General features: G+C 54.7%; 17 protein-coding genes and 1 pseudogene. 9 read left to right on the forward strand and 9 right to left on the reverse strand.

All coding sequences use genetic code 11. From position 1 onward, the window contains the following. Positions 1-98 precede the first annotated feature (98 nt). The 5 genes from ACDA63_RS14365 to ACDA63_RS14385 form a co-directional block, all read right to left on the reverse strand. Positions 99-1,910 (reverse strand): glycoside hydrolase family 2 protein, encoded by a 1,812-nt coding sequence (locus tag ACDA63_RS14365; protein WP_373663958.1) that lies wholly within the window; start codon positions 1,908-1,910, stop codon positions 99-101. A gap of 17 nt (positions 1,911-1,927) precedes the next feature. Continuing rightward, the gene (locus tag ACDA63_RS14370; protein ID WP_373663959.1) at positions 1,928-3,235 is read right to left on the reverse strand and encodes a TRAP transporter large permease; all 1,308 of its coding nucleotides are present in this window, start codon (positions 3,233-3,235) and stop codon (positions 1,928-1,930) included. Then, entirely contained in the window at positions 3,225-3,728 is a 504-nt protein-coding gene (locus ACDA63_RS14375; protein WP_373663960.1) for a TRAP transporter small permease, read from the reverse strand. Before ACDA63_RS14375 ends, ACDA63_RS14370 begins: the two co-directional genes overlap by 11 nt. 86 nt (positions 3,729-3,814) lie before the next feature. Continuing rightward, the gene (locus tag ACDA63_RS14380; RefSeq protein WP_373663961.1) at positions 3,815-4,786 is read right to left on the reverse strand and encodes a TRAP transporter substrate-binding protein; all 972 of its coding nucleotides are present in this window, start codon (positions 4,784-4,786) and stop codon (positions 3,815-3,817) included. Positions 4,787-4,803: 17 nt separating this feature from the next. Beyond that, positions 4,804-5,916, reverse strand: a complete 1,113-nt coding sequence (locus ACDA63_RS14385) for a hypothetical protein (RefSeq protein ID WP_373663962.1) — start codon at positions 5,914-5,916, stop codon at positions 4,804-4,806. 244 nt (positions 5,917-6,160) lie between these two features. Between ACDA63_RS14385 and ACDA63_RS14390 the strand changes: the two genes are divergently transcribed. The 5 genes and pseudogenes from ACDA63_RS14390 to ACDA63_RS14410 all read left to right on the forward strand — a co-directional run bounded on the left by ACDA63_RS14390 (position 6,161) and on the right by ACDA63_RS14410 (position 12,868). Continuing rightward, positions 6,161-7,027: a helix-turn-helix domain-containing protein gene (locus ACDA63_RS14390; protein WP_373663963.1), complete on the forward strand. Its 867-nt coding sequence runs from the start codon at positions 6,161-6,163 to the stop codon at positions 7,025-7,027. Between the two features lie 122 nt (positions 7,028-7,149). Further along, positions 7,150-7,992: pseudogene (locus tag ACDA63_RS14395) on the forward strand (YifB family Mg chelatase-like AAA ATPase); the annotation flags it as partial. Positions 7,993-8,092: 100 nt separating this feature from the next. After that, positions 8,093-9,868 (forward strand): hypothetical protein, encoded by a 1,776-nt coding sequence (locus ACDA63_RS14400; RefSeq protein ID WP_373663964.1) that lies wholly within the window; start codon positions 8,093-8,095, stop codon positions 9,866-9,868. 93 nt (positions 9,869-9,961) lie between these two features. Beyond that, positions 9,962-10,921 (forward strand): SMEK domain-containing protein, encoded by a 960-nt coding sequence (locus ACDA63_RS14405; RefSeq protein ID WP_373663965.1) that lies wholly within the window; start codon positions 9,962-9,964, stop codon positions 10,919-10,921. Positions 10,922-11,143: 222 nt separating this feature from the next. Beyond that, positions 11,144-12,868 carry a DUF2326 domain-containing protein gene (locus ACDA63_RS14410; protein WP_373663966.1) on the forward strand — a complete coding sequence of 575 codons (1,725 nt, stop codon included), beginning with the start codon at positions 11,144-11,146 and terminating at the stop codon, positions 12,866-12,868. 227 nt (positions 12,869-13,095) lie between these two features. Here the strand turns inward: ACDA63_RS14410 and ACDA63_RS14415 are convergent, their stop codons facing one another. Together ACDA63_RS14415 and ACDA63_RS14420 are read right to left on the reverse strand one after the other, a co-directional pair. Next, a complete protein-coding gene (locus tag ACDA63_RS14415) occupies positions 13,096-15,282 on the reverse strand; it encodes a hypothetical protein (protein WP_373663967.1) in 2,187 nt (728 codons plus the stop codon). 169 nt (positions 15,283-15,451) lie between these two features. Beyond that, positions 15,452-16,225 carry a helix-turn-helix transcriptional regulator gene (locus ACDA63_RS14420; protein ID WP_373663968.1) on the reverse strand — a complete coding sequence of 258 codons (774 nt, stop codon included), beginning with the start codon at positions 16,223-16,225 and terminating at the stop codon, positions 15,452-15,454. A 152-nt stretch (positions 16,226-16,377) separates the two neighbouring features. On the opposite strand from ACDA63_RS14420, the gene ACDA63_RS14425 reads away from it, so the two are divergent. From ACDA63_RS14425 to ACDA63_RS14440, 4 genes are all read left to right on the forward strand, one after another. After that, positions 16,378-17,814, forward strand: a complete 1,437-nt coding sequence (locus tag ACDA63_RS14425; protein ID WP_373663969.1) for a Wadjet anti-phage system protein JetA family protein — start codon at positions 16,378-16,380, stop codon at positions 17,812-17,814. Beyond that, the gene (locus ACDA63_RS14430) at positions 17,804-18,454 is read left to right on the forward strand and encodes a DUF4194 domain-containing protein (RefSeq protein WP_373663970.1); all 651 of its coding nucleotides are present in this window, start codon (positions 17,804-17,806) and stop codon (positions 18,452-18,454) included. Before ACDA63_RS14425 ends, ACDA63_RS14430 begins: the two co-directional genes overlap by 11 nt. Further along, positions 18,451-21,873: an SbcC/MukB-like Walker B domain-containing protein gene (locus ACDA63_RS14435; protein ID WP_373663971.1), complete on the forward strand. Its 3,423-nt coding sequence runs from the start codon at positions 18,451-18,453 to the stop codon at positions 21,871-21,873. Before ACDA63_RS14430 ends, ACDA63_RS14435 begins: the two co-directional genes overlap by 4 nt. A 278-nt stretch (positions 21,874-22,151) precedes the next feature. After that, the gene (locus ACDA63_RS14440; protein WP_373663972.1) at positions 22,152-23,204 is read left to right on the forward strand and encodes a Wadjet anti-phage system protein JetD domain-containing protein; all 1,053 of its coding nucleotides are present in this window, start codon (positions 22,152-22,154) and stop codon (positions 23,202-23,204) included. Here the strand turns inward: ACDA63_RS14440 and ACDA63_RS14445 are convergent. Together ACDA63_RS14445 and ACDA63_RS14450 are read right to left on the reverse strand one after the other, a co-directional pair. After that, positions 23,164-23,385 carry an antitoxin VbhA family protein gene (locus ACDA63_RS14445; protein WP_373663973.1) on the reverse strand — a complete coding sequence of 74 codons (222 nt, stop codon included), beginning with the start codon at positions 23,383-23,385 and terminating at the stop codon, positions 23,164-23,166. The two genes, ACDA63_RS14440 and ACDA63_RS14445, sit on opposite strands and share 41 nt — an antisense overlap. Before the next feature lie 32 nt (positions 23,386-23,417). Further along, positions 23,418-24,407 carry a hypothetical protein gene (locus ACDA63_RS14450; RefSeq protein ID WP_373663974.1) on the reverse strand — a complete coding sequence of 330 codons (990 nt, stop codon included), beginning with the start codon at positions 24,405-24,407 and terminating at the stop codon, positions 23,418-23,420. Positions 24,408-24,572: the final 165 nt, after the last annotated feature.

Genomic DNA, 24,572 nt, shown 5'->3' on the forward strand with positions numbered 1-24,572 from the left:
GGCCGCTGATTCAGATGAGATGGGGCGTGTTTGAAAGACCGCTGTGAGCGAGGCGAGCACGGCCGTCGCATTGCACGACGGCCGCCGGACGCACCAGCTCAGGGCGGTGTGAGACCACGCCCTTCGTGCGAGACCCCTGCACGGTCCCGATAGAACGCAGCAAGGACGTCGAAGGCCGCCTTGCGGGTGCGGCGGTCTTCCGCGATCAGGCCCTTCCGGTTGTATCCGGACTGGTACCCGGTCTGACGGCGCTCGGAGCGGAAGTCATACAGAATCCACGGGCACAAGCCTTTGACATAGGGCGCCTTGCCGATCCGCTCTATTTGTTCGCGATATATGTCCGCCTGGCAGTCTTCGCTGAAGAGATCACGGCGACCGCCACGCAACCCTGCGACGGCCTCCGCTCCTGTTTCGGTGATGACCACCGGCTTGCCCGGCCGCGAATTGCCTAGCAATGTCGATAGTCCTTCGAAGTCGGGCTCGTACCATCCGAAGTACTCGTTGATACCAACGATGTCCAGGTGCGCAGCCAGACGATCTTCGATCATGAATTTCTCGCGATTGATCAAACAGGCCGCGCTCACCAGACGCGAGCCGTCCGCCTGTCGCGCCACCGCGGCCAGGCGCGACATGAAGGCATAACGGGCGTCGCTGTCTTCGTTTTCATTGCCGATGCCCCAGACGATTACACTGGCGCGGTTCCGATCACGCCGGATCAACTCACGCAATTGATTCTCCGCGTCCCTGAACGTGGCCGGCGAGGCAAAGTCGATGGCCCAGTAGACGGGGATTTCCTCCCACAGCAAAAAGCCCAGTTCGTCGGCCAATCGCGCTACGCGCTCATGATGCGGATAGTGCGAGAGCCTCAGAAAGTTGCAGCCCAGAGCGCGCGCGTCCTCCAGCATGGCGCGCTCCGTCCCTTCGCTCGATCGCTTGCCCATGTCTCGATGCTCTTCGTGGACGCAGATTCCCCGGAGCCATATCGGCTGCCCGTTCAGCAGAATGTGTTCTGCGTCGACGCGAATGTCGCGGAACCCGACACGATCGCTCACGGAGTCTTGACCAAAGCGGGCGTGAACCGTGTATAGGTGCGGGTTTTCCGGCGACCAGAGCACGGGCACGGCGTCGACTTCGATACGCCCCACTCCACCGCGAACCTCGATCTCTGCACGCAGACCAAGCGCCGGAATTTCGACGACGCCGACACCATCGGCCGCGTCGGAGACCGTCATGTCAAAGCGCAGACGGTTATGGCCGGGGCTTGCGGCCAGCGTGGCCCCGAAATCGGCGATGAACACGTGCGGCACTTTCACCAGCGATACCTCGCGATAGATGCCGCCGTAGTTGAACCAGTCGATGTGATGCATGGGCACACGCCCAGCTTGGCGGCTGTTGTCGACCTGTATCTGGAGCCGATTGCGGCCATTTCGCACGCCACGCAACTCGACGCAGAACGGCGTCGATCCACCCAGGTGCACACCGAGAAATACGCCATTGAGAAAGACTCGACATTGGTACGCCGCCGCACCGATGCGCATGAACACGCGCTCGCCGGCTTGTGCGACAAAGTCGAATTCTCGGCTGAACCACACTGCTCCTTCGTAGTGGAGCCACGTCGGATCGTACAGGTTCACACATCCGGGTACCGCTACGCGCCGGCCGCCCTCTGAATCGTAGTCGCGCGGCGCATCCCATTGCGCCGGCGGCGTCGGTTCATCGGCAAACCAGCGTTGTCGCAAGCCCTCATCGAATGGATCGAGCGTGCAGCGCCATTCTCCATCGAGCGCCAGGGTGGAACGCCCCTCGACGAAGATGAGACCATCGGCGCCCAGAACCGGCGCCTCATAGCGGCTGGCGTATGACTCGTCGTGGAGGTGTGCAAAGGGATCTACGGCACTGGTGTGCAACATACGGAGCTTTCTTCTTGCTATTGAATCAGCCCGAGCTGGCGCGGAACGAACAGCGAAATCTCGGGAACGAAAGTGACCAGCGCCAGCGCAGCGATCAAGGCAAAGACCATTGGCAACACGCGCGGGATGATCCGCTGGAATGGAATGTCGGCAATCGAGCAGGACACGAACAACAGCGTGCCCACTGGCGGCGTGATCAGACCGATGCACAGGTTGAACACCATCATGATGCCGACATGCACAGGGTGCATCCCAAGCTGCGCAAACACTGGCATGAGCATGGGCGTGAAAATGATCAGCGCAGGCGTGAGATCGAGAAACGTGCCCACGACGAGCAACATGAGGTTGATGAGCAGCAGCAGGATGACCTTGTTACTGGAGGCATCCAGAATGACCTGGCTGATCATCTCCGGAATGGATGCATAGTTGAGCACCCAACCCATGATGCCGGAGCAAGCGACGAGGAACAGGCAGATGGCCGATGGCACGACCGAGTCAATGAAAATCCGCGGGATCTCGGAGAGCTTCAACTCGCGATATGCGAACGACAGCAGGAACGAAAAGAACACTGCCATGCCCGCAGCCTCTGTCGCGGTAAAGGCGCCGGTGACGATGCCGCCGATCAAGATGACGATGAGCCCAAGCGATGGCAACGCGTTCCAGGTCGCGCGAAGCGCATACGACCAGCTCGTTACTTTCTCGCGCGGATATTTGTTCTTGATGGTGAAATAGAGCGCCGGCACGATGCACGACAGTCCCCATAGCATGCCCGGCAGATACCCCGCGACGAACAATGCTGCGATCGACGTGCCGCCCGAATACAACGAAAACAGAATGAGGCTGCCGGATGGCGGAATCAACAACCCGGCGGGTGCAGCGGCGGCATTGACCGCCGCCATGAATTCGGGCTCGTATTTCTCCCGCTTGGCATGGGGGAATATCGTGCCCCCTACCGCGATGGCCGCGGCCGAGGCAATGCCGGCCAATGCCCCGAACAGCGTGCTGGCAATAATGTTGCAGTGAGCCAATGGCCCGGGTAGCGGCGCAGCGACGATCTTGGTGAAGTCGATCAACCGCTTGGCAATGGAGCCGGTATTCATGATGTTGCCGGCGATGACGAAGAGAGGAATGGCGAGAAAGGCGGTGCCCTCCACTCCCGTCGCCAGGCCTTGCCCTGCTACGTTCAGCGCGGTATCGAAATCGGCATAGACAATCATCGCCGCAATGGAAGACAACGCCACACCGAAGGCAACGGGAAATCCGACAAACAGCAACGCAAAGAAAATGCCGAACAGCGTCAGGGCGGTCCAGGTTTCAATAGCCATTGCGCACCTCCTTCAGCGCGCACGCCGACCGCCACCGTTCAACGATGAAGCAAATGGCATAGAGCACGAGTAGTGCGCCGGTCACTGGCACGGCCACATAAACGTAGCCCATGTTGATGTTCAGCACGGACGACAGTTGACCGTTGACGAAATTGGTTGTCGCCACGCTGGCTCCGCCAGCAATCGCCAACACACCAAGCAATGCGACCAGAACATGGAAGGTCATCTGGAGCAGATGTCCACGCACCGAGCCGGCCCAGCGTTCGGGCAGGATCGTGACTGCCAGGTGCTTGTCCTGTGCGTAGACATACACGCCGCCCAGCAGAGCCACCCAGATCATTGAAAAACGAGCGACCTCGTCGGGCCATGTCGCCGGATCGCCGAACACGTAGCGAGAGATCACCTGCCAGATAACGGATACGGCAATCAGCAGCATGAGCACGAACAGCAGTTGCTTCAGCCCTGCTTCGACCCATGCGGTCAGTCTTTTCATGTGAATTTCCTCTGCACGACACATCGTCCAGCGCTGTGCCGGGAGGCTCGCGCTGGACGGATGTCGGGTCACCTATGTGCGGCCAATCACTTGACGGACTGGATCCGCTCGATCAGGGACTGGAGTTTGGGATCGCTGGCGAATTGTTTGTAGTATTCCGCCGCACGTGCGTGGAAGGCCTTCAGATCCGGACTGGTGATCGTCACGCCCATCTTCTGCATGTCGCTCATGGCCTGCGTCTGGAGCTTGATGAACTCGCTCATCTGGATGCGCGCAGCCTCTTCGGCCGCACGGACGAAAGCCGCCTTGTTGGCGTCGCTGAGCTTGTTCCAGGTACGCGTGCCGATGACGATCTCGCCGGGATACAGCACGTGCTGCGTGTTCGAGAAGAACTTCGCCACGTCGCCGTGCTTGTACAACGTGAGCGCAGACGGCCCGCCTTCGGCACCGTCCACAACACCTTGCTGTAGCGAGGTGTAGACCTCTCCCCACGGCAGCGGCGTCGGGGTTGCCCCCATGGTCTTGGCGACGTTGATGGCATCCGCCGAGTTCATGACGCGCATCTTCACGCCCTTGAGATCTTCGGGCGTGACGATCTGCTTTTTGGTCGTGTAGTAACTGCGCGGCTCGTCGTACAGGAAAGACAAGCCCACGAGGCCCTTCTTGGCAGTCAGCATTTTCATGCCTTTGCCGATGTCTCCGTTCATCACCTTGTCGAAGTGATCCGGCCCCTTGAACATATAGGGCATGACCAACACGGAATACTCGGGCGCGTAGGTCGCCATCAGTACGGTGGCTGTCTTGGTCATGTCCAGTACGTTGTTCTGTACCTGCTCGAGCATCTTGCGCTCATCTCCGAGCTGGCCGTTGGGGTACAACTTGACCTTGTACTGACCGTTCGTGTACTTCTCGACCAGTTCGCCGAACTTGATCAGCGCCTGCCCCGTTGGATGCTCGTTGGTATGGTCGTAACCCATCCGCAAGGTCTGTGCGGCGAAAGCCGACGACACCATGGCAAGTGACACGCACCCCGCAATAACGCACCGTTTCAAAAGCATGTTTCTCCTCCTGTTGTTCAGACGGCCGAGCCGTCCCTGAAGTAGCCAATACCGATGGTTCGGCGGAAATGCCAAGGCTGCCAGCCGGGCCACAGCACCTCGCTGATCATCGCGAGCGACACCCACCGGAACCACGTTGCAAATGTGTTGCTGTGACCCTGGGGCTCTTTGTAGCCATTGACCCATCCGTCGTATCCGCGCTCGCCAGTCAGCGTGTCCGGAAAGCCGCCGTCGGTGTTCTGGAAGTCCAGCAGCTTGACCGCCATGGTGCGCAGCCAATGCTCGATTTCTTCGCGCCGATGCGGGCAGCGCTTTGCACCGTGTGCAAGGATGTCGATCACGTCGACGTCGATGCAGGCGCTGCGCACCGCGATGGGCTGTTCGAGACAGCGGCTGATCGACTGATTGAAGTGCGGAATGTCCTCGTCGAGTGCATAAAAGACGTGGAGGTTGTGGGTGGCACCACACAGCGCGAAGAGAAGCGCCTCTTGGCTGAACTGCTGCCCGGGCCCCCAGAAGCCCGAATACGGCTCGCTCTGCTGGTTGTGCCAATCCACCATGTCGCGCAGTCGCTGCATGGCCGGCCCCGACGGGTCGCGCCGATGCAAAAGCAGCAGAAAGCTGCCCAGATTGACGATGTTGTTGCCTTCCAGCCAGGGGTCGCGCATGTCGCGTCGGCCAAGCCACGCCCACAGGTACTGTGCATCCATGAACGGCGTCACGAACGGCAGATCGACGTGGTCGACGACGCCCAACGCATCCAATGCGCCGAGAGCGTAGTTGGTCGTGTGAAAGTGCATGTACTGCTGCGTCTCGGCGAAGGAGGGGCGCTTGTATGTCTGCGCCCAATCGAGTCCCGGCAGTACGAAAAAGCCTTCTTTGGTACGCGCTCCCAATATCCATTCGGCCAGCGCGGAAGACTGCGGCAAGGCGTCGCCCAGCAGTTGGCGGAGCATGATCGAATCGTACGTTCCGGGCAACAGCATCTGCTGCCACATTGCCGCATCGTGGACGGCGCTGACGCGCGAAACGCCATCCGGCAGTCCAGGAGCCTGCATGGTCGTGACCCATGCAAGTGATTTTCTTTTGGCCTCAAGAATCCGGTCCTTGAGGAATGAGTCCGTCAGCATTTTCTCCCCCTCTTGTTATCACACTGGCAGCCGTTGCTCACACATCGAACGGCGGCAAAGCGGTAGAGGGATTCTGCTTTGCGGAGCGAGACTCCGACTTGTGTTTTCCTGCCAACTTGGCAGGAAAACATCGCCTGCTCGGCATGCAAAAGAGAGGCGGTTTTGACGAGGACCAACCCCTTGCGCACGCTGCTCGGTGGAATCTGCTGTTTACTGCCCGAGCCGAAAGAAAAAAGCACCGCAGATGCAGATCCTGACTCTTCAAGACATCTTCAACACACCCCAGGCGCCGGTCGCGGTGACATGGAAGCTGCCGCAGCACGCCTACCCCGAGCACGCACACGATGTTGACGAAATCGTCATCGTCACGTCGGGCCATGGCACCCACGTGCTCAATGGCCGCAGCTTCACCGTGCGCCGCGGCGATATCTTTTACGTGCGCGCGGGCGATTGGCACCTTTTCGAAGACGTATCCAACCTGCACCTGTTCAATATTCTGTGCTGTGGCACCCAACGGCCGCGACAGACAGTTTTGCCGCAGCACGGGTGCCTCATTGATCCACCTGCACATTGGCAGTTGCGACGCGAAGTGCTGGACTGCGTCGAGCGCGTGGCGCCCAGGCTGGATGTCGAGTGCCGCACGATCGACGACGCCACGCCGTGCATGATCAATGTCTTCTTCGCACAGGTTCTGGCCTACTTGTGGAGAGGGCGCGTCAGGGAGGAGACCAGCGGAAAGCGGACCGAAGCCTGGGATCGACAAGTCATCCTGGAGCTACTTGGCTATCTTGATGAATGCTTCGCCGACGATATCTCGCTCGATGGACTGGCGCGGCGCTATGCGATGTCCGAGCGCTCGCTCAATCGTCAATTCAAGGAGCACACCGGCCTGCCGCCGATGAACTACCTGCTTCAGTTACGGCTATCGAAGGCGATTCACTACCTGCGCAAGGGCAACAGCGCCGTAACCGATGTCGCATTCCGGTGCGGCTTCAACGACAGCACGTATTTTTCGCATTGCTTCAAGAAACGGTTTGGCTTGGCGCCGGCGCAGTTTCAGCACAAACATCTGACGCGGGCCGCACCGCTGATCAAGAGCGCGCTGCTGTAAGGGCTGCGTTTCGGAGCGATACATCATTGGCCCTGCAGCCGAGCCTCCATCGGCAAGGACAATCGCGCAGGACACCTCTCCCAAGTCAATACGCGCCCCATTCCGCTGACTATGCTGCGGGCATGTCGCTCGCACTCGTCAGAAGCCGTTCTCTTTCCGGCATGGAAGCGCCGGAAGTCACCGTTGAAGTCCACCTGGGCAACGGATTGCCCAGCGTCTCGCTGGTCGGCCTGCCCGATACCGAGGTCAAGGAAGCCCGCGACCGCGTGCGCGCGGCCTTGCTCACCAGCCAGTTCGAATTCCCGCAGAGGCGGGTGACGGTCAACCTGGCGCCGGCCGACCTGCCCAAGGAGAGCGGCCGCTTCGATCTGGCCATCGCCGTCGGCATTCTCGTCGCATCCGATCAGATCAAGGCGGCGGATCTCGCCACCTATGAGATGGCTGGCGAGCTGTCGCTGACCGGAGAGTTGCGCCCCGTCCGTGGCGCACTGGCAATGGCGTGGCGGGCGCGCGAGTCTGGACGGGCGCTCATCGTGCCGGCCGACAACGCGGCCGAAGCGGCGCTCGTGCCAGGCGTGCGCATCCTGCCCGCCCGCGGCCTGCTCGAAGTGGCCGCTCACCTGAATGGCCACACGCTGCTGTCCGAATACCAGGGGAATCCGCCGCCAACGCTGGCCCGCTATCCCGACCTCATCGACGTGAAAGGGCAACAACAGGCAAAGCGCATGCTGGAGGTCGCCGCCGCGGGCGGACATTCGCTGCTGTTGTTCGGACCGCCCGGTACGGGCAAATCGATGCTGGCTTGCCGACTACCGGGCCTGCTGCCGCCGTTGTCAGAAGAAGCCGCACTGGAGTGCGCAGCGCTGCAATCGCTTTCCGGTCCGTTTGATGTCGCGCGCTGGGGCGCCCGCCCCTATCGCGCGCCTCATCACTCCGCAAGCGCGGCGGCGCTCGTGGGCGGCGGCTGTGATTTCCAGAAATTAACGCGACGATCTAGAATTAAGTGCGACGCCTCTTCATTGGGAAGAGGCGTTTGCACATCTATGACCTCCCTGCCCAAGTACGATGAGCCAACAGAAGGCCACTTCCCGACAAATTCTGATCGAAGGTATTCCTGAGGACAGTAATGTCCGGCTACTCGCATGGTGGTATTGCGGACTCAAGAAGAACCCCGCCGCGCCATCTGAGCCCAAAGTCGAAGTCTGCTTTCGCCCCATCTTGAAAGACGGGAGCTATCGTTCATACGTGTACTACGACGTGGGTCTTACGAATCTAGGACAGGTCCGACTCGGCACGATCTGGCATCGCCAAAAGAAGGTCGGCCAAATCCCTTTGGAGGAAGAGACTTTTCAGCTCGATTTCTCCGATGACGGGTGGCGTATCTCTGGCCCTTGGGACCAATCGGCCAAATCTATTGACCCAAGCTGGCTCGTCTCCAAAGACTATCTCCTTCCGGAGAAAGAACGGCACCCGAAAACCCGTGTCGTTCAGTTCCATCTATCGAGCAACCCACGAGGACTTGTGATCCCTTGCATGGAGGTTTTCTCGCGCCTTTATGGTCGATCGCAGTATCTCAAGCGCATTCTCGTTACACAGCCATTCGACGCCGCGGTAGGCAGTTTGATCGTGCCCGACATAGAGGAAGCGCCCGAAGGCGTATGGCAAGTCACTGTCGACAAGCACTGCGTTAACGGTGACGGGATACTACTCGCGCACCTCAAGCATGACGAAACCACCAAGCGAAGAGTTCGGCAGATTTGGGCTCAAGGCGAGGCCACGCAAGACGTCTTTGGTTCAAAACATATTTTTCCTGGTATCGGTCCGTGGTTCGCAGGCCCTGCCCAACTTCGGGTCAAGGGCATATGGCTTGACCCAGAAAAACGCCGGTTTCTCGCGCTGCAAATCAACGGATGTAGCGATCCGGGAGGCGCCGAGATCTATCTCGACAGAGCGAACACCAATATCACGGGCTCGTTGAAGGACGTAAGGGGCGGTACTGCTTGGCCGCAGGTGCGAGAGGTAAAGCCTCAAGGCAATGCAGACATCCTCATCACTCACATCCAAGAGCCAAGTGGCGGGCATGCGGCGGAAGAAATCGAGGACGATACATTTGTAATACTCGGCGCTCCGCGCAAAATCAAACGCGTACAACGGGAAAGCACCGTTGTCAGAGATAAGCCCAAGCCTATAGTGAAGCCTCCAACTACCACGGTATCGGGTGGCGCGATCTTTGGCGGCCCTCAAGGTGTGGCTCCTGCATCTATCACAGCACCTGAAACCTCTGCCATCGATAGTGAGCTGATGGCCACTTGGAACGCGCTACAAAGTATGGCCCAAGACTCAAGCTCTCCCATACAGGAGGTCGCAGCTGTCACTGCGAATGGTGACTTGGTCTTTACGGAGCCAGCCATCATTGGCTTTCCAAATCCAGAAAGCAATGACTCCGGCCTCTCGGATAGCGCTAAGGCCTGGGTTTATCTCGACCACAAAACCAAAACCCAGGTGCGCGGGATTTTGCTTTTACAGGTCACAACCCAAACGGGTATTGGGTATATCATGGAAATCCAAAAGCGCCCCTCGCGAACCCATGACGACCGGGTGCAATCATCAGGGGCGTATCAGTATCTAGCATTTTCCATGGATGCCAATAGCATTTTCTTGCGAGCATGGATTGCAACGCTTCTGCGCGCAACTGCCAACGCACTTGGCGTCGTATCCAAGGCCACTAAGGATTGCCCAGGACCATTTTTGCCATTCAATCACCAGAATGAGAGTCGTGGCGGTATTCCCGCCTCTATTTTGAACGGCCTGAAAGGGATTGGACTAATCCCGATCCAATAGATTTCTGCATTGCGATTGCTGTTCGCATTACGCCCTCTACGAAATCACGCCACAATTAATACCAAAATTCGTCGGGTCGGCGAGGCCAAAAATATGAACCGTATTGATTACCACAAAAAAATAATTGCTGCACTCTCCTGGCTGAAGACCCAGGTTGAAATGCACAACAGCCTAAGCTTGACGGATATCAATCACGGCGCGGAAGATTTCTACTGCGGCCTTTTGAATCTTGTTTATGGCTACAACCTGATAAATATAAATATTTCAGACCAGAATGCCGCAGCCATTGATCTTGGTGACGAACAGAATAGAATTTCGATTCAGGTGACATCCACTTCGGCCCTGAGTAAAACAAAATATACAGTCGAGAAATTTATTGAGAAAGAACTGTATAAAAAGTTCGACAAGCTACTCATTCTAAATATTGTTAAAAAGACCAACCACGCATCCACAAGAATCGGCGGCCCCGAGTATTGCATCGACACAAAAACCGACATTCTTGATGTCGAAGACCTCATCAAGAAAATCACCAGCAATCCGGATGTTCAAAAATTAAAATCTATTGCTGACTTTTTGGACAGCGAGCTTTCCTTGCCCACCCAGCAAAGCCTACCGAACGAAGTCCTCACTATCCTAGGCATCATTGAATACATTAGCGACGAGAAGCATGAGGATGCCGGGACTGGTTATCTTGAAGAGCCAATTCCAGCAGACAAAATATACAATCGATTTGCGAATCACTCCGACTTCCTCGTCAACATGTACAACACTGGCTATATTGAGTATGGCGCGGTGCTGGAAGCCGTAAAGAAAGAGTCCGATTTCGGGCAGGTCAAGCTTCGGCGAGCCGCTAACTACCTAAAGAAATATAGCGACGCAATGCTGACCAAATGTGGGGGTGATCCGAAGACGGCTCTCGACCAGATAATAGTCGATCTCAGCGGTTTTCTGGGCAATAATGGATACACATTCGATGAGGGGGCTGCGGAGTTCTACGTTATTGAGCAGCTGATGAAATGCAACATATTCCCTTACAAGGCGCCACTTGACTAATTTATTCTCGAAGGATGACGATTTACTCAAGTCGGCGCCCGTTCTTGGCTTCGAAATTCTGAAGCTCATTCATGACTCCGAAGACTCCAGAGTCAGTATCTTTGATGTCGCAAAGACGATAACTAAGTCCGGCGGAGTTAATGCCAGAAGTATTTATTACGCAATGCTATTTTTATACTCTCTGGACATTATAGATTTCCAGAAGCCTTATCTGGTGGCTAAGTGCTAAGAATTAAAAAGCTATACAGCGAACCCGACATTTTCGATCCCATCATTTTTAATGACGGGATCAATCTCATTCTCGGTGAGACGACAGAGAACAATGTCAAAACCAATGGCGTTGGCAAGTCGATGGCGATCGAATTTATCAACTATGGTTTGTTGAAACGACATGAAGAAAGTCGAGTGTCTTTGGTCCCCAAAGAAGCCTTTCCATACGACGCTTTTATTTGTCTTGATTTCGAGATAAATCACAAGCCCATAACGATCAAGAGAAGCATTGGGAATTACAAATGTCCAACTCTGATTGAAGATGGAAAAACCACTACTTTTACTGATATTGAAGATGCAACAAGGTACCTTACCGCGTTGCTGTTTGGCGCCTCCAGCGACGAAAGCATTCCATCATTCCGAACCATGATGGGCCCCTTGATCAGGGATGAGCGGTCTGAATTCAAATCCATTGTCAAATGCTTTGATACCAATCGAAATATTCCGCCGGACTATACCCCTCATTTATTCCTGCTTGATATTGATCCTAAGCCATATAAGCAGGCCAAATCCCTTTTGGGCGAAATAGATAGCGTTGGAAAGGCCATCTCTAAGGCCAAGGAAAACATCACCGCCATTACCGGGAAGAATATATCTGAAGCCAAATCAGATCTAAACGAACTCACCAGCCAAGTTTCCAGAATACACCAGGAAATCGAGCGTTTAGAGAATATTGAAGGCTACGACATTGTTAAAGACGAGATAATCGAGATTGAAAATAATCTGGGGGAATTTCGATCTCGGCAGGCCGTCATAAAGACTGAACTTTCAAAGATCAAGCTATTTAAGGGCGATAATTATATTGATGAAGGCGAGGTGGGAGAGCTTTACAATCAGTTTAAGGCTGGCCTAGGGGATTTGATCAAAAAGCAGATCGAAGAAGTTACCGCATTCAAGAAAAAAATCGACGACTTTCAGAGAACGCTCATCGATGGAAGGCGCAAAGAACTCGAAGAAAAGCTTAAAGAAATCGATGGAAATATTGTTCGCCTTGATCGGATTTACCGGGAAAAGATTTCGATAATTGATCAAAAAGGCGCCCTAAAAAGCCTGCGTCAGACCATCGCTACATACCAGAAAAAGGTGGAAGACCACGCCTCTCTTGCGGCCTTCATAAAAAAACATGCTGATTACGAGCGAGAGAAGAAGGAAAAAACAAATGAGCGCGACGGCCTGATTTTTTTGCTAGACAGTTTTGTAACCGACTCGGCCGACGTGATCTCTTCCTTGGAGCAAACTATTCTCGATATACACGAGGTAGTCGCCGGAAATCGGCAAAGCTCCTTCGATGTAGAGATCTCGAAGAAAAAGGAGGTCGTCAAGTTTGAGCTTCGCATCTATGACGATGGCAGTCACAGCAATGAGCGTGAAAAGGTATTTCTTTACGATATCGGTCTCCTAACAAACGCCGAGACCGGTAAGCGACATCCTGGTCTGCTGGTGCACGACAATATTTTTGATGTCGACTATGACACGCTTCTAAAAAGCCTGAACTATCTCAGCGACAACTCAGAGGCTTTTTCGAAAAAGCAATACATTCTGACGTTGAATAGCGACAAAATATACGACGCGGACATCAACTCGCGTTTGCGGCTCAATCTTGAGGCGTTGAAATGTGCTGCCTTTACAAAGTCGGCAAGATTCCTAAAGACCAGTTACCAAGAGCTTTCCCAATAAGCGGCGGCCCAGCGTACGCGACCCGGCGAGCTTGACCACGCATACTGATCCAATTGGGCAAATCGGCTGGCAGCATTCCGGCAAGGCGCTGAGCGCCATGATCGGCGGCAACAGTCTTGGAATGGGCTAGCAGCGAGCCGATATTGGCACTAGCGGCGCAACCGCCTGCGCGCCCGAACAGCACCTTCTACGTCAATTTCTTAGCTCGGTCAGGAAGAAAATTACTCCTAGAGTGGAATTCTTGGTACGACTCTGCCAAGTGACGGATCAATGTCGTATGCAGCCAAGTATTCAGTGACTCCAAGATCGTCACACCTAGCTCGGAACCTCCACATCCACAGGGGTCGCGAGATCCGGTCGTAGAGGTACTGCGGTACGATCCAGAAGGCCAACAAAGCTACAACCACCGTGATCGCGAGTGCGTAGCCGGACCGCTCGCTAGGCAGAAACCAGTAAGCACATCCCACAACAAGCAAATAGACGACCGTTAGGAGGATTTTTAGTCCTTGTGTTGCACTCTGCGCGCTGCGTACTGCACGCTGAATTCTTCGACCGTTGCCAGATTCAAGTGCTAATTCTAGAGTGGAAAGACGACCAGTTAACGCGTCAACCCGTTCGTCACGTTTCTTGAGCTCACCATCAGCCAGGCTGCGTTCGACCTCTCGATCATGCGCCATTCGAAGGTGCATGCTTTGGCTCTCCAGCTGATCCGACAGCCGAGCTTGCGCCAACGCTGAAAGTTCCGCTTGGTGACTGGCTTGCAGTTCTGCTTCTCGTGCAGCCGCCTCCGCTTTTATGTCTTCAGCAACGCTGAGCCGGACTTCTCGGAGAAGTTCTTCTGCGTTTTCGGGCCTAATGGAACTTGGAAAGCCGAGGGTCGAGCGCATGAGGCACCGCTGCGCTCTTTGATCGCGCATCAGTGCCACGAACGTGTCCGCCTTCGCGGGATCGAGTTCGCATAAGTATTGGCGCGCCTTGCTTACGACGTCTGTCCGCGGCGTCATCACATAGGAGCAATTGGCAATCAGCTTCTTTCGTGTGAGCGCGCCAACGGACCCACCTACCGCAAACCACAGATAGCCGGCAAGGCGGCGATCCGTAATCGCTGGCGGTACCTGCTTGCGCTCAATCAACTGTCTCGCTTCGAGGGAGCTCTGAGATCTATTAGCCACAGCATCGTTTCTTGTAACCAGGATCCAGCCAGTTTCCGCAATGGAGCCATGCTCTTGAGCGCTTCCCCTAAGTCGGAGGATCGTCGCAATCGAGTGGGCATCTCGAATTCGCCGCTCGAGATTGAACATTAACGGACCGACATCGTTTCGAAGATGCTCCTCAGCTGCCTGGCTGCAGAATTTGGTGTATTCATCGGACAAGTAGTTATCCGCGTCCAGAATCTCAAATCCAATCCGCTCAAGCTGTTCTTCAAGTCCATCAAGCATCGCTCGAGCGTATGCTGCGTGCTCAGAGTTGGCTCGTATTCGATTTCCCAATGGACCGAATGGCTCCTCCCCACGCTGCAGTGCCTTCAGCGGGCCCTGAAGGGTGCCTTTCATTTCCTCAACCGTGTGCTTAAAGACAACCCGCCTTATGGACGCACTTTCCACGAGGCTAAAGAGATCAGCAGCATAGTCCTTAAGTTCGGGGGTACTCAGGTCCATGAAGTCGAGAATCAGCGGCCCGTCGAAGACCACCTTCAAGCTAGAGAGGATCTGCTTCGAGCTTGGTTGCTGCAGCGTCAGGACCACTTCTGCGATGAGCGCTCCAGCAACAAGGCGCAGGAGTAATTCAGAAACGACTCCTCCTTCATCGAGCTTCTGCAAGGCGAACTCTGCGCAGATAACATCGAGCGCTTGCTCAAGTTGAACAGCGTCTTGCTCGTCATCCTCCACCTTCTTCAAGCTAATCGTGTGGCCCTTGAAGTAGTTCTTCTCACGCTTCTCCACGAAGCTAAGGAAATAGGCAGTTGTCAGCCTCTTTAGAAAACCCATTTGCAGTGCTTCGTCAGACGCTGCGAGCTTGACGCGTTCAATAGCCGATCGTGCAAACGCACAGAATTCCGTTAGAAGCGCGTCCACTCCGGTTTCGTCGCTTCTCTGCACATTGGATTGGGGCGCGACCCTATAAGTTCGAATGTCACCGTCATCAATTCTGAGTAGCCCAGCCTCGGCCATTCTATCCACTAAGCCGTTCGCCACAAGCGGACTCATAGGGATGTCATACGCCGCCTGCACGTCAGCGGCGAATTGCACGGAGTCAAAAATTCTATTGGCTCGCTTTGCTAACACAGGAGCAAAGAGTGGCAACAAGCCGCCAACGATATCGCCCGACTTCGAATAGGACTCCTCGACAAAAGCAAATGCGATGAGTTCGCGCCGTGTTGCTTCCGCGACGATTGAAGAACCTGAATCTCCCATCCTGTTTTCCTCGAACTCTTGTTGATTTTACGGTTGTGCGGGAAGGGCCAAGCCTACTAGAGGACAGCCTTTTTACTTTTGGGCTAGAGCACGAGCACGCTAATAGAATTGTCCAGCGACTGAATGCTTGAGGTTCGTCCCCTTCGGACCATAACGAACGAATCAGATGTCATGTCGATTTGTCCGTAAACATCGGCGGCAAAGTGTCGGCATTCGCCAAAAACAATTGATATTCAGGTGGGCTCTGCTTCTCCGCGTCGGTGGACAAACGGAGATCCTGAATGATGTAGGGCGCCATGCATTGACGAACGCTTAGCTTGCGCGCAGACGTGCCAGGGAAGTACTCCTCAGCGATCATTTTCGCTTGAGCAGGAGACAGTTCTGGATGCGGCACGATACGAAGGTCGATCACAGAGTTCCAGCCCTGATCTTCCGCCGCATCTTTCGTTGCAAGCTCATCCAGCACCTCCGTCCGTCCTATCCGCCCAAGGGTGAAGTCCCGAAATTCTTGACGAGTCGTGCACCACGCACGCATATGCCAACGGCGTGGCGCGCGTATGAGCGCATGGGGAAAGACTACGCGCTGTGATCCCGTGGGCGTGCCCATCGACTTGTAGGACATCTGTAAGGCAAGTCGATTCGCAATGGCTTTGAATACGGCGGAAAAGACCTGCGGGGATATCACCGACAGATCCAAGCGCGCGTCATAAACGGTCTCAATTCCACCACGAGAATGAGCCCCAGGCAACGTTTCCAACAAGGCGAGATACTCGTCCGGGGATCGCTTACCTAAGTTATCCAATTCCCCATACAGAACCCGCAATGGGCCATATGCCGAGGTTCGAACAGCAGAGGAGCCCATACGGTCCTTAAGCTCAGCAAGCAAGCGGCTGGCGTGGACTGGCCCAACCGAAAACAGCTCACGAATGCGCTCATTGGTCATCTCACCTTCCCAGATGAGTGCGCGCCGCAGCTGTTCGACTCGGTCGGATGTGCGTGACGTAGTTTCCATAGACAAATCTTAACATAGGTGTTAAGTTAACATCAATGTTAAGATAACATCGATGTTAAGTTCATCCATCATGCGGGCATGCCATGAACCTCTTTGATCGACTGCCACCTACATTGTTTGCCGCGCTCACGGGGCGGAACAACCGACGTATGTGGGAGTTGCTGTGTCGACTAGCTGACCGCTTTTTCAGTCCAGAGTCAGTGCCTGACTATGCAGACGGCTACCTCCTTGATCAGGTCATCAAAGAAATCGAACGATGGCTAAGAGATCAAGATTGGGAAGAAGAGGACGGGACCCGACCCACTACTCCATTGCCAATTCAAGCAGCCGGCCTTGTAACGCGCCTAGCTGAGACTGGATGGCTGGTGAAAGAACAAGTCGGCTTGAAGACCTTCATCAGTATGCGCCCGACAGTGATGCGTTTTTTCGAAGCATTGCAGCAATTTGCCACCGAGGGTCCGCAGCACATCGGGGGAAATATTCAACTCATCTACAGCCAACTTCAAAGCGTGCAAAAGGACCCGAGAGGACAGGCGGCGGGCTTTGCCAGTGCAGCCAGGCTCTGTGCGCAGCTACTTAACTCCCTCAACGCAACAACCCTTCGCGCTCGTGATCTGATGAAGGAAATCGCGCGAGAGGACGCAACGTCCGTCTTCATACGGCGCTTCTTCTCTGAGCACATCGCAGACATCTACGTGCGCGACTTCAAGCAGTTGCGCACTGAGAACCATCCCCTTTCCTTGAGATACGAAATCATCGAGGTAGTCACCCGCGTTACTACTGACGACCACGAGAGAGGCAAACTACTAGCCGGTTACGCTGAAATTGCGGGGGCCCGTCCAGGAGAGGAAGAGGCGGCACTTGAACGTGACGTGGAGCGCTTCAGACGACTAGCCGATGTAGAGCGATTCCTGGAGCGCATGGATCGCGTCATGGAGTCGGCGACACATCGCGCTTTGGCGGTAATCAGCTATCGACTGCGTGCCTCGGATCGAATTGAAGCTGCCATAGACAACACAGCACATGTGCTCCGAGGCGCCCAAGCGCTCAATCTCGATATCGAGGGGCGATTGCTATCGCCAACTTCAGTAGTGTCAGAGCAGCGCATGACGATGCCAACACCTCCCCCCACAAAACCTGTGCGCCATGCATTGCGTAAAGCGGAACCTACTCCGCACCAGCGAGCGATGCATCAGCTACGGCAGGCAATGATCGCCAATCGAGATATGTCGCCTATAGCGATCAAGCGATTCGTTGAGGCGACTTTGGCGCCGGGGCAGACACTTGCTGCTCGCGACTTCCCAGCTACGACGGTTAAGGACGCCGTAGCGTTTCTAGCGCTCGTGCGCTTAGCGGCCTACCTCAAGGTCAATCCGCGGGGTAACGCGGCAAATCCTCTTATGAAAAGGCTCGGGTTCAGCGCGGAATCGCAAAACTCACAGGTGAATGGTGAATTGGAAACTGCGCTATTCATTACCCCCGATTTTTCTGTGACAAGGAACGCAAACAATGCCACGTAACTGGGACCAAATCGCCGAAAGCACGGAAGGAAAATACGTTCCGAGTGACTTCAAGCAAGCGATGTATCAAATGGTCGTAGGGCAATGCCTATATGCCAGATTCCAGCGGCAGGCGGTTTCCTATCGGCTCATCAGCACTTATCGGAAAGAGTTCAAGGAAGCTCTCGATCTGATGGGCCTAGAGCTCGGATTCAATGACAGCCTCCAGTATTGCTACGTCAGGCAAGACACATCGAAGCTTATTCCGATGGACCTACAGGAAACCTTCTTCCTGGTCACCCTGCGCAAGCTGTACCACTCTCGCGCCAGCGTCGGAGACCTGACCGCAGAAGGGGATGCGCGAGTGGGAATCGAGGAGTTTGAAACACACTTCAAAGAACTCGCAAAGCGAGATTTTGACAAGCGAGGCGGATCGCTAAGGGAGCTTCTAAAAGCATCCAAGGCGAAGGGGTTGGCGCGTGAAATCGAGCCAGAGGACGGCGATCCACAACCCTTCGCCATTTCTATCAATCCAGGCATCGTAGATATTCTAAGTGAATACGCCTTGAATAGATTTTCTGCCGACTTGAAGGTCGAGGTCTCCAAGGGGGAACACTTGATCGATCATCCGAAGACTGATTCTGCAGGGGTCAAACCATGATTCGACTAGCGCGCGTCCATTTTGTTGAGTTCTCCTTCTGGGATTTCGAGACCTTTGACTTAAGTCCCGGAGGGACTGCGATTCTTGGAGCCAACGGGGCCGGAAAAACGAGTTTCATTGACGGGCTTCAAGTTGCCCTGCTAGGCGCTCACGGCCAGCACCTCAGCTTCAATGCGCAGTCAGTCCAGAAAGATCATCGCTCACTACGCGACTACGCGCTGGGAGCCATGCGATCAGGCAATGAACAAGACAAGCAGATACTTACACGCAAGCGCAATGAAGCACTCACCTATATCACCCTCGTCTTTGAGGGAGACCGGCCGCAAGATTGCGTTTCAGCGGGTGTCTGCATGTATTCAACAGTCACCGAACGTGATCATAAGATTCTGGGGCTCTATGTTGTGCCTGGAGTGGTCTTAGATCTCGACGATCATCTCGAAGACATAGGGGGCGGCGAGCGATCACCGATGGACTGGCAGCAGTTCGAAGCCTTACTCAGGAACAGAGCAAAGCACGCAGGCAGGACACCAACACTCACGAGCAAGCCGGAGCACTATCTGGATGAGTTGCTCCACTGCATTCAAGATCCTGAGCGACATATCAATCGGCGACAATTCGTCAAAGCGCTTCGTCACAGCATAAATCTCAAGAACGTCAATAGCGTAGGCGATTTTCTGCGTGGCTACCTCGTCGAACCCACTCCTATCGACAAGCACGGCACGTTGGCTCACATTCGAGTATTAAAAGATCTCTCGCTGAAGATTGCCGACATACAGCAGCAGATCGCTCAGCTAAAAGATATCAACCGTCGCTTTGAGACACTAGGTGGTCACTATCAGCGGCGTGCTGTCGCGCAAGCCGTTCGGCTGGCACTGCAATTGGAGTCCGCGGAAAATCTTGTCCAGCAGCTTCTGAATGAGGAGGGAAATCTTGGCCGGCTCATCTCTACCAACGAGACGGCTCTTGAGCTCAAGAAAGCAGAAGTGAATCGATTGCGAAACGTGCATCTCGATTTAGTACAGGAGTATGCAAAGGATCCGGAAGCCCAGGCACCTCAACAGGCACAGGCATTGAAGAATGCTCTGTCGTCCGCTCTTTCCCAGGCTAAAACAGCTCTTGAGTCCGTGGAGCTTGATCTCCGCACGTGCTTGGAAAACGCACGCGAAATCCTGAAGGCGAATGCATCGCCTATTGCAAACAGACTGTCCGATGTTTTGGCAAAGTTTGATCGGAGGGTTCTGGGTGGCCCCGCAGCCGATATGCAAATTGCCCAATCCGTTCTGGCAATTCTGAACGAAGCAGCACCACATCTACACACGCAAGAGAACCATGCGTCTGAGACTCTTCGTGTCGCATCGCGCAAACTCGAAGTTGCGCAAGAGCAACTCAATGCAGCAAGTCGCGGAGTCCGGTTGGACGGCACGGCGCGAGGGGAGTCCGACGTTGCCCTAGCTATGGCGTTGTTTCGCAAAGCAGGCATTCAAAGTCAGACTGCAGCAAGTCTCGTTAAAGTCAAAGATCCATCTTGGCAAGCAGCTATTGAATCGTTCCTTGGGGTTAATAGGCTGGCGCTCTTAGTAGATGAAGGGAAGGAGCGTGACGCCGTAAAGGCCTTACGCCACGCAGATCCCCCTCTTTATAGCGTAAGTGTCATTCAGCCCGTTCATTTCCGTGACGAAATCGGGCGGCGCTATGCGAGCGACACCGTTGCATCTTTGTTGGCTAGCGATGACATAGTTGCTTTGGCCTTCCTACAGCGCCTTATGGGATCCATGCGATGCGTGGAAACCGAAGCTGAATTGGAAGCCCATCCTCGGGCGTTAACCAGAGACGGCATGCTTAGCGCGAACGGCGGGACGCGGCGACTCAAGCTCATACCCAGACACGAATGGCGCCTCGGCGCGAAAATCAGCGAGGCCGATATTGCCGTGCTTCGGCAGGACGTTATGGACGCAACTCGCGCCGAGTCCGCCGCCAAACAACTTCATGAACGCACGCGCCGCGCAGAAGAGTTCGCACGTCATTGCATCGAACGCATCACACTCTCCTCATACGGCACGCTGCGCGAGACATACCTGGTGGCAACGAGTCGCTTCGATACTCTGGCCGCTGAAGTCTCACTGCCAATACGTTTGCAGCAGCTGTCAGATCAAATAGCTGAAGCCAAGAAATCGTGTGAAGAGGCTGAGGACGATTTGAACAAGCTTTCAAGTCATGTTGCCTCAGACAAACAAAAACTCATTCAAGCACGATCATCCCTAGCGTCGGAGCAGAAGAGTCTGGAAGAGCACTTACAAAACTACGAAAAGGCTCGCTCTGATGAAAGTCACGACTCCGATGCTGCTGTTGAACTCTATGCCAAGTGCACGGACATAATGGCCTCCAAAGGCCCGGAAGTCATGATGCAGTTTCTTTCGGAAGAAATTTCGACTGCCGCAAAACGAATACAAGAGCGGGAAACGCTGTTCATGACGGAGTTCGTGTCATACATCAACGAGCGATCGATTGGCCTCATGGATGAGCGCGGCGATTGGCGCAAGGCTGCGAAATGGGCCGCCAGTCACATGCAACTACTTCAAGAGTCCACTCTTGCGAATTATGAGGATCAAGCCGCTGCTGCGCGAACGGCGGCAGAGGAATCGTTTAGATCCGATGTGAAATTCAAAATGCGAGAAGCGATCAAGAGGGTCGAACAAGATATCAAAGAGCTAAATCGCATACTGGATCGTTGCCCAGAGTTCACCGGCGGCGAACGTTATTCCTTCACGTCGGAAGTGTCGCCGTCTTATAAAGCGCTTCACGATCTCATAACGAGCGACTCAGCACAGCCAATTCCTTACTCAGAGGAAAGCAGCGATGCGGCCCCCATCAGTGAAGGTCAGGCCCAATTAATGAGGCTGCTGGAAGCCTGCGAAACAGGGGATGATCGTGACAACAATCCATTGGAGGACTATAGACTGCTCTTCTCCTTTGATCTGGCGATCAAAGTCGAAGGAAAAACCGTTGATACACTGAGCAAGCGGATTGGCATAGCCTCCAATGGCGAACACCGCGTGCCATTCTATGTGATTGCGGGCGCTGCCCTAGCCTCAGCGAACCGAATTCGCCCGAATAGTGTACATGCCGGTTGCGCTTTTATGCTGTTGGATGAGGCTTTCTATGGGATGGATGCGCAGAACTCTTACGTGACTGCGGAGTTTTTGAAATCTCTCGGCATGCAACTGATCATGGCGGGACCCGACACCGATGTCGGTAAGCTCGTTCCCGTCCTCGATTGCTATTACGATCTTCATCGCAATGGCGCGGACAGCCACATCTATCGCGTACTCATAAAAGATGCCGCTCGGGAGCTACTTCAAAGTGACATTCCCGAGCGTCATCCTGAGTTGATTGAACGTGCTGTCCTTGAGTTGAGCTAAGGGGCGATCTTCTTATGCACGAGGTCGCGAGATCCGCATTACTGAAGTTACTGCGTCAAGTAGAAACGGCGGTGAGCAAGACTTGGCCTGACTGTGAGCTCAGCCAGTTCACGCGAAGAACGTCGCGGCTATTGTTTTCGAAGGGGTCTTTCCCTGCTTACATGAGATTGCGCACGCACTCGGAACAAAGGGAGTGCAATGGCGATCTACAGCTCGTCGCCAGCAAAGGCGCTATTGCCATCGAGTGGGATCCACGTGCAGATCACTTGAGTCAGATCTTGGCTATTGAAGTACTGGACCCAGAAGAACTTGCCAGATGCGTGGAGGTTATCCCTCGTTGGCAAACTATGCGCCAAGCTATGGACGCGTTTGGGCCTTCGATTGAGGCATATCCAGTACTAAATGAAGTGCTGAATGCGTGGGTTTCCGGGGCATCGCCCAGGAAAATTGAGCTGAGCAGCCACGGCATAGAGAGCTGGCTGGATGCGGTGAAATTAGTCAGCTACTGCAAAACGAGAATCTCTGGTCTAGACCGTTCACCGAATGCAGCCATTGATGACATTCCAATAAGAAGAGTTGGCGCTCAACTTTTCAATGACAGCAAACGTCCAGAGCGTTTGGCGCCGGCAATAGACGCGCTGGTGCAAGAAAGTCTGATACTGCCGCCCTTAGAGCAAGAGGATGTGTTTCGGGAGCTTGGGTTGGTCAAGTTCCCCCTGCCATTCATGATCTCGGCACCAGACTTCTTGGTCCGTACGCAGTTGCACCTGCTCCCTGCCATTCAGCCGTACCTTGCACTTCACCCCGGCAGCATACTTGGCTTCGAACTTGACGGCTCTTGTGCAGGACAGACGTCCTTGCTGAGCGTAGAGAACCTCACAACATTTCACGAGTTGGCGTCATCCGTTGTGCGGAGTAACGCAGTCGGCCGGACGTGTCTTTTATATACCGGAGGCATGCCGAGTCCATCATGGATGCGCGTATATAAACTCTTGCTTTCTTCGTTGCCGCGCGACACTGCAATTTTTCATTGGGGTGACATAGACAGCGGAGGATTCCGAATTGCAGATCATCTGTCGAAAGCCTGTTGCGATCTGCATCGGACGCTGCACCTTCATGCAATGGCGGAGGACGCTGGCATCGTAATGCGTAACATGCTCGATGCAGAGATTCAGCGCATATTGGGCATCTGTGAGCGCCGAGGATGGTTCAAGGAAGCCGACTTTGTGAAGCATCAGGCTGCGGCAATTGAGCAGGAGTCGCTGCCTCTTCGCTGGCCAAGCCCGTTAGCTACTCAGACTGAGGCGCTGGAGCAGGCGGAGGATGGCTAGGGCGAGTGAGGATGTACGCTCGACATGCACGAGAATGTTCTTCAGTCGTGAGGTCGCCATTGATGAACGCATCGTTCAAGCGCTCGATCTCTGCATCTAAGATGCAGCCCTCAAGACGCACGCTGCCTCGTGCAAAGTTGATGGCGTCTTTACGGCGAAGGCGTTCGGTTTCGGAAATCATGTGGCGTGCTCCCCACTGGCCCTACATCACACTCAAGTCTTATCTTGGCTGAAACGGGAATCTGTGTCCAACGTATGATTAGCAGAAACCTTATTCATCATCAGCGGCACGGAAATTTCTCGCGGTAGCCGATATTTGGTCTTTGCGTGAAGAACAAAGACATTCCCATCTGGCGCTTCTGTGAGAATGCCAACAACAGCAACCGACTTTGCTGTTCTTGCAGGCATATGATGAAAATACCGAAGCGCATTTACCAAGAGAGCCGTGCATTCTGCGGGATTGCGAACGCCTGATTTCAGTTGTGCGGCGATTGCTCGTTCCAAGCTTCGACGAACTTCAAAAGTGTCTCCATTGCTCGCCTTGGCTGGCACTTCCAGTTGAGCCTTGTACTCCATCTTCAGGAAGCTCACAAAGCCTGTAACCGCAGCACGTTGGCCAGGTGCCACACTCAGGTACCTAGATAGATCGGCCTGCTCTGGCAGCTGATGATCAGATTTTGCTGCCACTGCAATCAATGCGGCAGCCGGCGTCAGAGATAGCCGGATTGACCGCACACTGATCTTTCCTGCGGCCAGCTTTGAGCGCAGGACTGCATGGTATCCGTCCAAGGCCTCTCGAAGACGGCCAACTGATGGGGCACCTGAAAGCGCTGCATCAATTCTGCGCAGATCTGAGGCGTCTCGCTTCTGCTGTTCATTGACCACGATCCGATTTGTCATTTCAAGGAATCGCATCGCAAGCAGGTTTCGCCGGAGCCCCAAAGTCGAGAACTTCTCCAGTAACTCCTGGTATGACGGCACCATAGTTCCTAACGAAGCAACGTCAACAAAGAATGGCAAGTACCGAAGAACCGTCACTGCGGCCTTTTGTTCCCCCACCTCATTACTCAACCATTCACCAAAAGCACAAAAGATGTTCGCTTGCTCACGCTTGGAAAACACCTCGCTGGCCGTCGCTGCGCGCTTTGTAGCAAGCGTCCGCCAGTAGCAAGCTTCGCATTTCACTCCGCGTCCGGCAGGCATAGAGTTCGCACATAGAGGGCATGCGACGAACCCGCCCTCCAGACACTTTTTGCAAATGTGGTGTCCATCTCCATCGTCAAGAAGTTGTCGGCTCCGGCGACATCGAAAGCACGTTCCATGATCAGCGCGCTGACATGCAGGACACACTTGTTGCTCAATGCCTAG

The sequence above is a fragment of the Uliginosibacterium sp. sgz301328 genome, assembly GCF_041807905.1.
GTDB lineage: Bacteria > Pseudomonadota > Gammaproteobacteria > Burkholderiales > Rhodocyclaceae > JBGVSA01.